General features: G+C 38.9%; 1 protein-coding gene. It reads right to left on the bottom strand.

Going from position 1 to position 15,116, the window contains the following annotated elements:
- Positions 1-28: 28 nt before the first annotated feature.
- Positions 29-14,509, bottom strand: a complete 14,481-nt coding sequence (locus AC2TDS_RS14675; RefSeq protein ID WP_484736327.1) for a T9SS type B sorting domain-containing protein — start codon at positions 14,507-14,509, stop codon at positions 29-31.
- Positions 14,510-15,116: the final 607 nt, after the last annotated feature.

The following is a 15,116-nucleotide window of genomic DNA, read 5'->3' as shown; positions in this document are numbered from 1 at the left end:
GTTTTTTATATCCTTATTAATAATTTTATTACCTAACAATGTACAACCATCCTACTTTGGCATCATTTCCGTCTCCTAAATCTAAAACGTAATAATATGTTCCAACTGGTAACTTTTCATCTTTATTCAATACTGCTCTACCATTAGAAACACCTCCGAAAGTATTATCATATCCCTCCTTTGAGTAAACAATATTTCCCCATCTATTATAAATTTCCAATTTATTATTTGGGTAATTGCTAATACAATCTATGTAAAACACTTCATTTTCAGCATTTCCGTTAGGAGAAAACTTAGGGTGAATTGTTAAACATACAGGCGAGATAGAAGCACTGTTTGTATCATTAGTACCATCAGAATCAATCTGATCTAATGAATTTAATGAGGCTGTATTTAGATAATCATTAATATCTAACACTTTAACCGTTACTTCTAACATCTCAATAGCCCCAGAACTGACGGTAGAAATACTCCAAACACCAGAGTCTTGATCATAAGTACCAACCGTAGCAACAGATGATATAAATTCATATCCTGTTGGAAGAACATCAAGAATTTCGACAGAGGTTGCGTCTGCACTTCCTTCATTGACTATCGTTATGGTAAAGGTTATCACATCGCCTATCGAAGGTTCAAGTACATCAACTTCTTTTTCAACAGCAATATCAGCTGTAGGAGTCATGATTGAAGTACCCGATTCATCATTTTCACTTTGATCACCATCATCATTACGTGGAGAACTATTCGGGTCAAACTGATTACTAGCGGTAATCTCAGCAATATTAAGATACTCTCCTTCTTGAAGAGTAGGTGCATTTACTGTCGCATCATACGTAATAGTCAATCCCGTTAAAGGCACATTTATATTAGACCAAGTAATCTTATTATCTATTAGCACCCCTTCATGACTTATATTAGAAATATTACCATAACCAATAGGCAAATTATCTTCTAAAGCAACGCCTGTAGCCATATCAGGACCAGTGTTATTTATTTGCAGTGTAAAGGTTATTACATCCCCCACATTTGCAATCGTATTACTAACAGACTTTTGTAATTCTAAGTCAGCTATCTCTACTAAAACGGTAAAACTAGCCTCATCATCATCTGTTATACCGTCTCCTAAGTCATCAACAGAGCTATCACCTAACACATCGCTATCAGGATCTATTTGATCACTTGCTATAATTTCTACATTATTAACAAACTCTCCGGTTGTATTACTTGGAGTATTGACTATTACATCAATGAACAACGTTTGAGAACCATTCACCGGAATGTCATCTACAGTCCACAAACCAGTTGCTGAATGATAAATTCCAGACGTTGTACTAAATTGCTGATAAATAAATCCAGCTGGTAATAAATCTTCAACTTCAACATTAGTTGCATGATCTGGCCCAGCATTACTTACTGTTATTTGAAAACGTAAAGGATCCCCCGGTAGCGCATTCGTAACACCACCAACAGTGGTCTTACTTATAGATAAATCTGCTACTGCCTGTATTGGCGTGGTTATGGCCTCCCCATAATCATCTTCGGAAGCAATTCCATTGCCTGGTGTTGAATCAATATCAACTACATTTGAAGCTGAGACTTCAGCTGTATTTAAATAGTCTCCTGTAGGGTTAACCTTTACATCAATTAAAAGTGTTTCAACATGGCCATTCTCTAAATTTCCTATAGTCCAAACTCCAGACACTTCATCATAACTACCTGTAGAAGAACTAAATGTTAAGAAATTATATCCTGAAGGTAATACATCTACCACTTCAACTCCTGTTGCCATTTGGGGGCCATCATTTCTAACCGATATTTCAAAAGTAATCTCCTGCCCGACCAATGGCGTTATATCTCCATCTACTACCTCTTTGGTTAACGATAAATCTGCCATCGGAACCACTGGTGTAACCTCTGCATTATCTTCATCATCTTCACTTTGATCTCCACTATCGTTATTTGGTGTCGAGTCAATATCAAAAACATCAGATGCTATTACTTGGGCTACATTCAAATAATTTCCTGTAGGATTCACCAGCACATCAACTAATAATGTTTGAGATTCACCGACTGGGATACTTCCAACCTGCCATATTCCGGTGGTTTCATCATAAACCCCAGCTGTAGAACTGTACAAGACAAAATCGTATCCCGACGGTAATAGATCTAATACTTCTACACCTGTTGCATCATTTGGTCCATCATTAAAAATTCTAATTTCAAAAGTTATTTCTGTCCCTACTAACGGTGTAGCATCACCATCAACCACAATCTTTGTCAATGATAAGTCTGACTGGTTTACAGCAGGAGCTATACTAGTTTCATCATCATCTGATATACCATCTCCATGATCATCGGTAGTATTATCTACTGTCGGATCACTATCTGGATCGTATTGATCACTCGAACTTATCGATGCTGTATTCGTATAACTTACACCTGAACCTGGGGCTAATACTGTAGCCTCATAACTAACGCTTATACTTCCATTATTACTTGGAACAGTCAATCCTGTCCAGTTTATAGTACTACCCATAGCAACACCTGAATCATGTATGGTTCCTATACTATATCCATTGGGTACAATATCGCTAATACTTACCCCAGTTCCTACATTCGGACCTGCATTGTTAACCGTGACCGTAAACGTAACAACGTCGCCTACATTAGGACTCATATCACTAATGGCTTTCTCAATACTTAAATCTGCTTGTTGAGGAACTACAAATACTTCATCCTCATCATCATCAGCTATTCCATCTCCTTTATCATCAACTGTGGCATCACTACTAGGATCACTATCTGGATCATATTGATCACTTGCTGTTATTTCAGCACTATTGGTATATTCTCCTGCGGCTCCTGTTGGCGCCTCTACTGTAGCCTCAAAAGTCAACGCTAGTGAATCGCCATCGGCAACAGATAAACCATTCCAAGTAACAGTGTTTCCTGTTGCACTTCCTCCATTACTGATACTAGTAATAGTACTATAACCAACAGGAACTACATCACTTACACTCAACCCAGTAGCATCACCTGAACCCGAATTACTTAGCGTAATTGTAAAGGTTACTGCATCGCCTACATTGGGCGTTGAATTACTTACTTCTTTTACTAAACTTAAATCAGATGTTTGTAGCGTAATTTCAAAGCTTGACTCATCATCTTCACTCGGAGTTCCATTACCATTTCCAGGGATACTATTCGGATCATATTGATCGCTTCCTGTTATTTGGGCACTATTTAAATACTCCCCTGTAACACCTAAAGGCGCTAAAACAGTAACATCATAAGTCAAGGTGATACTTCCCATTACCGTAGTAACACTTAAACCACTCCAATCAATCGTATTACCGGTTAATGTACCTCCATTACTAATATTAGTAATAATACCATAACCTGACGGTACTATATCTTCTATGCTTATTCCTGTCGCATCATTTGGCCCGTCATTTGCTAAAACAATTTCAAATGTAATTACATCACCTACATTAGGAGGTAAGACTACTCCAGCATTTTGAACTCCTTTTACTAAGCTTAAATTTGCCTGTGCCGGAATTACTGTAACAGCAGACTCATCATCTTCACTTGGCATTCCATTTCCTGGGGTACTATCAGGATCGTATTGATCACTTCCCGTTATCTGAGCTGTATTGGTGTATTCTCCAGACGCCCCTGTAGGAGTATTGACCATAACATCATAGGTTAGCGTTACTCCTGCTAATGGAACATTCGATAAACTCCAATTAATTGTGGTAGCTCCAGTATTATACATTCCTCCATCACTAACACTTCCTGGCACCAAACTAAAACCTATAGGAAGAACATCTTCAATAGCGACATTGGTGGCTATATCCGATCCTGCATTGGTGATCTTTAAACTAAACCTTAATACATCACCTATATTTACTGGCGAACCATTAATGTCAGAAAAACTCTTAGTAAGTGCTAAATCAGATGTCATTGGGGTAACTACAAAATTAGCTTCATCATCATCTGCTACTCCATCTGTATTATCATCTACCGTAGCATCTTCTGTTGGATCACTATCCGGATCATATTGATCACTTCCTGTTATTTGGGTACTGTTTAAGTACTCATCGGCAGCTCCTGTTGGCGCATTTACACCAGCGGTATATGTTACCGTTATACTGCTATTTGACGGTACAAATAAATTACTCCAACTTGCCGTATTACCTGAGGATGTTCCCGAACCGTTAACCGTTCCTAAAGTTAATCCTACTGGTAAAACATCTTCAACACTTACGCCTGTAGCATCGTTTGGTCCTGCATTTGTTATTGTCAATTGAAACGTTAATACATCCCCTACATTAGGACTTGAACTTCCTGAAGCTAATCCTTTTTTGATACTTAAATCCGATTGCTCTATTACTGGGGTTACACTAGTTTCATCATCATCTGATATACCATCTCCATGATCATCGGTAGTATTATCTACTGTCGGATCACTATCTGGATCGTATTGATCACTCGAACTTATCGATGCTGTATTCGTATAACTTACGCCTGAACCTGGGGCTAATACTGTAGCCTCATAACTAACGCTTATACTTCCATTATTACTTGGAACAGTCAATCCTGTCCAGTTTATAGTACTACCCATAGCAACACCTGAATCATGTATGGTTCCTATACTATATCCATTGGGTACAATATCGCTAATACTTACCCCAGTTCCTACATTCGGACCTGCATTGTTAACCGTGACCGTAAACGTAACAACGTCGCCTACATTAGGACTCATATCACTAATGGCTTTCTCAATACTTAAATCTGCTTGTTGAGGAACTACAAATACCTCATCCTCATCATCGTCAGCTATTCCATCTCCTTTATCATCAACTGTGGCATCACTACTAGGATCACTATCCGGATCATATTGATCACTTGCTGTTATCTCAGCACTATTGGTATATTCTCCAGATGCTCCTGTTGGCGCTTCTACTGTAGCCTCGAAAGTCAACGCTAGTGAATCGCCATCGGCAACAGATAAACCATTCCAAGTAACAGTGTTTCCTGTTGCACTTCCTCCATTACTGATACTAGTAATACTACTATAACCAACAGGAACTACATCACTCACACTCACCCCAGTAGCATCACCTGAACCCGAATTACTTAGCGTAATTGTAAAGGTTACTGCATCGCCTACATTGGGCGTTGAATTACTTACTTCTTTTACTAAACTTAAATCAGATGCTTGTAGCGTAACTTCATAGCTTGACTCATCATCTTCATTCGGAGTTCCACTACCATTTCCAGGGATACTATTCGGATCATATTGATCACTCCCCATTATCTGAGCACTATTTAAATACTCACCTGTAACACCTGAAGGTGCTAAAACAGTAACATCATAAGTCAAGGTGATACTTCCCATTACCGTAGTAACACTTAAACCACTCCAATCAATTGTATTACCGGTTAATGTACCTCCATTACTAATATTAGTAATAGTACCATAACCTGACGGTACTATATCTTCTATGCTTATTCCTGTCGCATCATTTGGCCCGTCATTTGCTAAAACAATTTCAAATGTAATTACATCACCTACATTAGGAGGTAAAACTACTCCTGCATTTTGAACTCCTTTTACTAAGCTTAAATTTGCCTGTGCCGGAACCACTGTAACAGCAGACTCATCATCTTCACTTGGCATTCCATTTCCTGGAGTACTATCAGGATCGTATTGATCACTTCCCGTTATCTGAGCTGTATTGGTGTATTCTCCAGATGCCCCTGTAGGAGTATTGACCATAACATCATAGGTTAGCGTTACTCCTGCTAATGGAACATTCGATAAACTCCAATTAATTGTGGTAGCTCCAGTATTATACATTCCTCCATCACTAATACTTCCTGGCACCAAACTAAAACCTATAGGAAGAACATCTTCAATAGCGACATTGGTGGCTATATCCGATCCTGCATTGGTGATCTTTAAACTAAACCTTAATACATCACCTATATTTACTGGCGAACCATTAATGTCAGAAAAACTCTTAGTAAGTGCTAAATCAGATGTCATTGGGGTAACTACAAAATTAGCTTCATCATCATCTGCTACTCCATCTGTATTATCATCTACCGTAGCATCTTCTGTTGGATCACTATCCGGATCATATTGATCACTTCCTGTTATTTGGGTACTGTTTAAGTACTCATCAGCAGCTCCTGTTGGCGCATTTACACCAGCGGTATATGTTACCGTTATACTGCTATTTGACGGTACAAATAAATTACTCCAACTTGCCGTATTACCTGAGGATGTTCCCGAACCGTTAACCGTTCCTAAAGTTAATCCTACTGGTAAAACATCTTCAACACTTACGCCTGTAGCATCGTTTGGTCCTGCATTTGTTATTGTCAATTGAAACGTTAATACATCCCCTACATTAGGACTTGAACTTCCTGAAGCTAATCCTTTTTTGATACTTAAATCCGATTGCTCTATTACTGGGGTTACACTAGTTTCATCATCATCTGATATACCATCTCCATGATCATCGGTAGTATTATCTACTGTCGGATCACTATCTGGATCGTATTGATCACTCGAACTTATCGATGCTGTATTCGTATAACTTACGCCTGAACCTGGGGCTAATACTGTAGCCTCATAACTAACGCTTATACTTCCATTATTACTTGGAACAGTCAATCCTGTCCAGTTTATAGTACTACCTGCAGCAACGCCTGAATCATGTATGCTTCCTATACTATATCCATTGGGTACAATATCGCTAATACTTACCCCAGTTCCTACATTCGGACCTGCATTGTTAACCGTGATCGTAAACGTAACAACGTCGCCTACATTAGGACTCATATCACTAATCGCTTTCTCAATACTTAAATCTGCTTGTTGAGGAACTACAAATACCTCATCCTCATCATCATCAGCTATTCCATCTCCTTTATCATCAACTGTGGCATCACTACTAGGATCACTATCCGGATCATATTGATCACTTGCTGTTATCTCAGCACTATTGCTATATTCTCCTGTGGCTCCTGTTGGCGCTTCTACTGTAGCCTCAAAAGTCAACGCTAGTGAATCGCCATCGGCAACAGATAAACCATTCCAAGTAACAGTGTTTCCTGTTGCACTTCCTCCATTACTGATACTAGTAATAGTACTATAACCAACAGGAACTACATCACTTACACTCACCCCAGTAGCATCACCTGAACCCGAATTACTTATCGTAATTGTAAAGGTTACTGCATCACCCACATTAGGCGTTGAATTACTTACTTCTTTTACTAAACTTAAATCAGATGCTTGTAGCGTAACTTCATAGCTTGACTCATCATCTTCATTCGGAGTTCCACTACCATTTCCAGGGATACTATTCGGATCATATTGATCACTCCCCATTATCTGAGCACTATTTAAATACTCACCTGTAACACCTGAAGGTGCTAAAACAGTAACATCATAAGTCAAAGTGATACTTCCCATTACCGTAGTAACACTTAAACCACTCCAATCAATTGTATTACCGGTTAATGTACCTCCATTACTAATATTAGTAATAGTACCATAACCTGACGGTACTATATCTTCTATGCTTATTCCTGTCGCATCATTTGGCCCGTCATTTGCTAAAACAATTTCAAATGTAATTACATCACCTACATTAGGAGGTAAAACTACTCCTGCATTTTGAACTCCTTTTACTAAGCTTAAATTTGCCTGTGCCGGAACCACTGTAACAGCAGACTCATCATCTTCACTTGGCATTCCATTTCCTGGGGTACTATCAGGATCGTATTGATCACTCCCCGTTATCTGAGCTGTATTGGTGTATTCTCCAGATGCCCCTGTAGGAGTATTGACCATAACATCATAAGTTAGCGTTACTCCTGCTAATGGAACATTCGATAAACTCCAATTAATTGTGGTAGCTCCAGTATTATACATTCCTCCACCACTAATACTTCCTGGCACCAAACTGTAACCTATAGGAAGAACATCTTCAATAGCGACATTGGTGGCTATATCCGACCCTGCATTGGTGATCTTTAAACTAAACCTTAATACATCACCTATATTAACTAGTGAGCCATTGATATCTACAAAGCTCTTGGTAAGTGCTAGATCAGATGTCATTGGGGTAACTACAAAATTAGCTTCATCATCATCTGCTACTCCATCTGAATTATCATCTACCGTAGCATCTTCTGTTGGATCGCTATCCGGATCATATTGATCACTTCCTGTTATTTGGGTACTGTTTAAGTACTCATCGGCAGCTCCTGTTGGCGCATTTACACCAGCGGTATATGTTACCGTTATACTGCCATTTGATGGCACAAATAAATCATTCCAACTTGCCGTATTACCTGAGGATATTCCCGAACCGTTAACCGTTCCTAAAGTTAATCCTACTGGTAAAACATCTTCAACACTTACGCCTGTAGCATCGTTTGGCCCTGTATTTGTTATTATCAATTCAAACGTTAATACATCCCCTACATTAGGACTTGAACTTCCTGAAGCTAATCCTTTGCTGATACTTAAATCCGATTGCTCTATTACTGGGGTTACACTAGTTTCATCATCATCTGATATACCATCTCCATGATCATCGGTAGTATTGTCTACTGTCGGATCACTATCTGGATCGTATTGATCACTCGAACTTATCGATGCTGTATTCGTATAACTAACACCTGAACCTGGAGCTAATACTGTAGCCTCATAACTAACGCTTATACTTCCGTTATTACTTGGAACAGTCAATCCTGTCCAGTTTATAGTACTACCTGCAGCAACGCCTGAATCATGTATGGTTTCTATACTATACCCATTGGGTACAATATCGCTAATACTTACCCCAGTTCCTGCATCTGGACCTGCATTGTTAACCGTGATCGTAAACGTAACAACGTCCCCTACATTAGGACTCATATCACTAATGGTTTTCTCAATACTTAAGTCTGCTTGTTGAGGAACTACAAATACCTCATCCTCATCATCATCAGCTAATTTATCTCCTTTATCATCAACTGTGGCATCACTATTCGGATCACTATCCGGATCGTATTGATCACTTGCTGTTATCTCAGCACTATTGGTATATTCTCCAGAGGCTCCTGTTGGCGCTTCTACTGTAGCCTCGAAAGTCAACGCTAATGAACCGCCATCGGCAACAGATAAACCATTCCAACTAACAGTGTTTCCTGTTGCACTTCCTCCATTGCTGATACTAGTAATACTACTATAACCACTAGGAACTGCATCACTTACACTCACCCCAGTAGCATCACTTGAACCTGAATTACTTAGCGTAATAGTAAAGGTTACTACATCGCCTACATTAGGCGTTGAATTACTTACTTCTTTTACTAAACTTAAATCAGAAACTTCCGGTGCAGCAATAGTTACTGTATCTTCATCATCATCATCTGGGTTACCATCATTATTTTCATCAACTGTGTGATCTGTACTTGGGTCACTATCAGGATCAAACTGATCACTTTCCGTTATTTGAACATTATTAGTATATTCTCCCGCTACATCCGTTGGAGCATCCACTGTAACATCATACGACAATGTAACACTCCCTGTATTTACAACACTTAAACCACTCCAATCAATTGTATTACCAGTTAATGTACCTCCATTACTAATATTAGTAATAGCACTATAACCTGACGGCACAATATCTTCTATGCTAATTCCTGTGGCATCATTTGGCCCATCATTCGCTAGAACAATTTCAAATGTAATTATGTCTCCAACGTTTGCTGGCAATACATTACTAGCGTTTTGAACACTTTTCGCCAAACTCAGATCAGCAGACTGTATTGTCACCTCCGCACTATCTTCATCATCATCATCTGGGTTTCCATCACTATTTTCATCAACTGTATCATCTGTACCAGGGTCACTATCTGGATCATGTTGATCACTCTTAATTATCTGAGCGCTATTAGCATAAGAACCTGTTTCATTTACAACCGCATCAAACATTAAATGTAAGGTAGCTCCATTTGCAATGCTTAAGTCTGACCATAATAAAGATTGGTTCGCGGCATCGAACGCCCCACCGCTACTCACTGTTCCTTGAACCAATGAATACCCCATTGGTATTACATCTTGAACACTTACTCCGGTGGCATCTCTATTTGTAGAAAGAGCATCATTATTGACTATTGAAATTGTAAACGTAACGGTATCACCTACATTCACTGAGCTAGGGTTTACCGATTTAGTAAGTTCAAGATCTGCGTTCGCTCTTATTTCAATGGTAACTTGATCAGTAACTGGAGAACAAGTACCATTGTCTATTCTCCATTCAAAAACATATACTCCTACATTTGCTCCTGTTACCGAAGTATTTGGATCATTAACATCTATAAAATTAACCGTAGAAGGCCCAGAAATTTGAGACCAAGCACCTACATCATCTGCTGCAGGAGTAGCGTCAAGTACTAAGGGTGAAAACTCTGGAATATTCTGATTGGGTCCTGCTTCAGCAACTATCGGATCTGACAGGATCTCTATCCTGACGGTGTCTTCAAATGAACAACCATTATCACCTACCGTGGTTGTTTTCCATTTAAACTCATAAACTCCAGTTGTAAGCCCTAATAATAAACTATTAGAATTGTTTGGTGAAGTGATTGTAGGACTATTAGGGCCAGATACTAATGACCAAGTACCCAATCCTGACGTTACTGGTGTCGCTCCTAAATTTGTTTGAATAGCATCACATAAAATCTGATCGGGTCCTGCTTCTGCCTCAGTTGGCGGTATATCGTTAAATGTGATCGTAACAGTATCTGATTGCGGTTCACAAAGTGAAATAGGCACAAAAGGCCCGCTAGATACCGTCCATGTAAGTTCATAAGTACCAACTTCAATATTAGACAAACTAGTCATTGGATTATTGGGGCTGTCGATCGTTGTCGAAGATCCTAATGGAGCATTCGTAATAGTCCATATTCCTAATCCGACTGTAGGAGTTGTAGCATTTGTTTGAAAATCTAATTGACAAGCATTTGGCTGATCTGCCCCTGCCTCAATAGGTTCTGGCGCTGCGAAAACTTCAATTCTTACAACATCCGCTAACTTTACACAGTTATTATTGCTAAAAGTCCATTCAAGCACGTAAATACCAGGAGTATCTAAATTTGTTACTTGAGCATTTGGTGAGGTAGCATTAACTAATCCTGCTCCGTGACCTGATGGGCCAAAAGTAATAACCCATTCCGCTGTTGTACCATCCAATGGCGGTGCATTACCTGCCATTGTAGCTATCATTGTATCTGCCATACATATATCTTGATCTGGTCCTGCTGTTGGATCAGCACTTGGCGTAGCGCTTATTACAACCTGAACTGTATCTGTTCCTGACGAACAATTTACCCCAGAGGCAAATGTATGCGCATCCGTTTGATACTGAAACTCATAAGTACCAGGTCCCGACATTGACACATCTACATTTGCGACGTATCCACCTGCTGGAGATTGTGTTATCACGGCACCTGCAGGTCCTGAGACTTGGCTCCAGGTACCTCTTGAATTTTCAGTGCCTCGAAGAAGAACGCTACTTACATCACATAATTGCTTGTTTGCTCCCGCTTCTGCAGGAGCATATACCTCTACAACTACATCATCAAAAGACTTAGGACATAGAGGGTTTGCTATTGCTGAAACCGTCCATCTGAATGTATATACTCCCGTTACCAAACCAGTTACATTTGTGTTTGGATCATTAGCATTAGCTATCATAGGCACGTTAGGTGCTCCAGAAATTAAAGACCATGTTCCTATTTCTTTAGTCGAATCATATGTATTCCCTGCCAGTATAGCATCTATACTTCCACAAACCTCTTGATCAACACCAGCGTTTGCTATTGTTGGTGGAATTCCTACATCAATAGTAACCTGATCCGAATCTGTAGAGCAGCTTCCGGCAGAAACTGTCCATTCAAATACATAAGTACCACTGAACGTGAAATTAATAGTTGTATTAGAATCTTTGATATCGTCAAATGAAAAACCTCCTGGCCCAGACACATATGACCAAACTCCTGTTGCTCCGCTAGATGCAGTAGCTGCCATAACTGCAGAATTTTCACAGATTGTTTGATCAGAACCAGCAGAAGCCAATGCTGTTTCAGCAATGACAATTGCTACATCGTCCATTGTAGTGCCACAAGTACCTGAATCATCTGAAATACTCCATGTAAACGTATAAGCATCATCACTCGTAACTCCAGCAACCGCATTAGGATCATTAGCACTTGGTGTAAAGGTAACCCCAGTACTTGGAACAACCGACCATGTGCCTGTTTCACCAACCGCTGGTGTGTTAGCCGCCAAGGAAATACTTGTTGTTCCTGAAGGTGCGCATTGATCAGATCCTGCATCGGCTACTGTAGGTGTTTCCGTCGATGAAGTTATTATATTAACACTAGCTGTAGACGCCATAGAACATCCCATAGCCCCAGGATTACTATAATCTATGGTCCATGTTAATGTATATGTGCTTGAAGGACTGGATAGTCCTGTTATAATAGCATTAGGATCATGTATATCGGAAATCATCACTACATTTGGGTTACTTGGATCTTGCGTCCATGTCCCTATCTCCCCTAAAACCGGCTGATTAGCTGCCATATAAGCTGGTGAGTTGAAACAAACCGTTTGATCGGCTCCTGTTGCAGCTGTAGTTAGCATACTATTAGACACATTAACCATTACGGTATCAGGGCTAATTGGACAAGAAGTACCCCCACCTTGAAATACATATTGAAATTCATATGTACCAGCAACCAATCCAGTAATGTCTGTTGTTGTCATATAAGGGTCTGCGAATGTTACCGTACTTGGTCCACTAACTTGGCTCCAAACAGAAGTTCCAGCCGCAGGTGTTGGTAAATTTCCAATGAGAGTTGCCGAAGTAACTCCACAATCCAAACTAATATCTTCACCCGCATTTGGCGAATTGGTGTTTGCAGAAACTGTTACGTTGATAGTATCAAACCCATCAGTACATCCTAATGGTAAATTCCCTTTTTCTGACCTAACAAATTCAAACACATACGTCCCCGCCTCCTCTAAATCAATATTTAAATTTCCTGGAGTATTCCTAAAAATAGTTGGAAAAGGCCCAATATCTGAATCACTTGGTCCACTAACTAGTCTATACGAATTGGAACCAGAACCTACAGTTGCTATAGGAATAGTAAAATTTGTTTGTCCACAGTCTCCATAAATATCATCTCCTCCATTAGCTTCTATAGTTCTGGAACTCCCATTAAAACCAACTCTGTACTGCCTAGATGAAGTACAACCCGTATTTGTATTTAACAAAGTATATCTGAAGATATACGGTGCTCCCGAAGGAGAAAGGTTCTCTATTAAGGTACTAGAACTATTAGGAGACTGAATTGAAGCCATCCCGCCAGAAATTAGTTCCCAAGACACCTCTTCTCCAACAAATTGAGGTTGAGTTCCTGTCAATGTAATACTTGAAATTTGGTCATCACATATAAAATAATCTCGACGGTTGCCACCTACATCTGTAACATCTTGTGTTGCCGCAGGTACGGTAATCATAACATCATCGGTTCCTACAGAACATGGCCCACCAACACTCCAACGCATCACATATACCCCTTCTATCAATCCATTTATTTTAGTTCCAGAATCGTTAACATCTTCAATACTGGGAATATTTGGACCACTTACAAAACTCCATTCTCCTATCTGACCGTTGAGACCACAACCTCCAAAAGTTCCATTTAAAGAAGTTTCTGTTGTTGTTGTATAACAATTACTTAATATTTGATCCGGTCCAGCTTCAATAGGCTGAACACCTCCATAGTTCGTTACCACAATGTCTGATTGTGACCTACACCTTAGTCCCGGTGCATACTCTGGCCCTTCTATTACCCAAGAAATTGTTGTGGAACCACAACTTGTACTAGGTAATTTTAGTGTAGTGGTTTCTGAATTGGGAAAATCAATAATTACTCCTGCATCATTAGTACTAGAAATTTCCCATTTGCCAATCTCACCTGGATTTAATGGTGTGTTTCCTGTTACCATTACATTACCCGTTATATCCGGGCAATACTCAATATCCCCATCCGTATCGGCAATTGTAATAGGCACCACAGTAACGGTAACTTCTTGAGTTGCCGGAGTACAGTTTGCTGCAAAACTAAACACATATGTGTTACCTCCTACCATTCCAAAAACAGCAGATTGGGGGTCATTCACATCATCAATCGCAACCGAAGGACCTGAGATCTGCGTCCATGTCGTTTGATTAGGTGGAGCTAAAGCTTGCCCCGTGAAACTAAAAGAAGTTCCTTCACAGATGGTAAATTTTAAATCTCCCGCATTAATAGTACATGACTGAGCTTTTAAATCATTTACACAAAACACACAAAGAAATGCCAAGAAACATATAAATTTACTGTAGAGTAAATTTATAATAACTGCGTATTTATTTTTCATTTAAAAAAATTTTATTGAGTTATTAAATCATAAATATTTTAGAGAATGGCCATCTAGTGACCGGATACTTTTATCAAAAAAGTATGGAAGTAAAATGCAAAAAATTCAAAAACTTGATTTAGGGGACCTAATATAAACATAACTAATAATTTTAAATTATACTTAATTAAAATAATTAGTAGTTAAGAAGTTATTTAGTTTGGTTTGTTAGTTATTAAATCGAATAATAGTGTTATCCAATTCTCTGTAAATTTAATACTTTTTATTGAATTTTTTGAAATTTTAGTGCTTTATTCTCTTAATTTAAGTTAATTTTTGATGAAAAACCGAAAATAACTGCCATTTTTTTACTACTTAAGCATTTTTTTTAACCTAATAAATTAAAAAACCTGTCTAATAAAAGCTCATTTTTTTTGATTTCACATAGTGCGTTTTATCAGAATACAACATTTCAATAGCAGCCAGAAATCTTCACATTTGAGAACATAACAAGAAGCTTTTCCTTGAATAAAAAAGTTATCTAAGTAGATTCGAGCAATACCATTCTCATATCAATTTACCAACCATAATTGTTTATCATAAATGCCAATCTATAGGTGTAGTATTT

The organism is Tenacibaculum profundicola, from assembly GCF_057220795.1.
The sequence above is the reverse complement of the archived record's forward strand: the minus strand, read 5'-3'. Positions and strand labels throughout refer to the sequence as shown.

Coding starts and splice junctions, on each gene's coding strand:
- AC2TDS_RS14675 (WP_484736327.1), bottom strand. CDS start 14,509: ATGAAAAATAAATACGCAGTTATTATAAATTTACTCTACAGTAAATTT.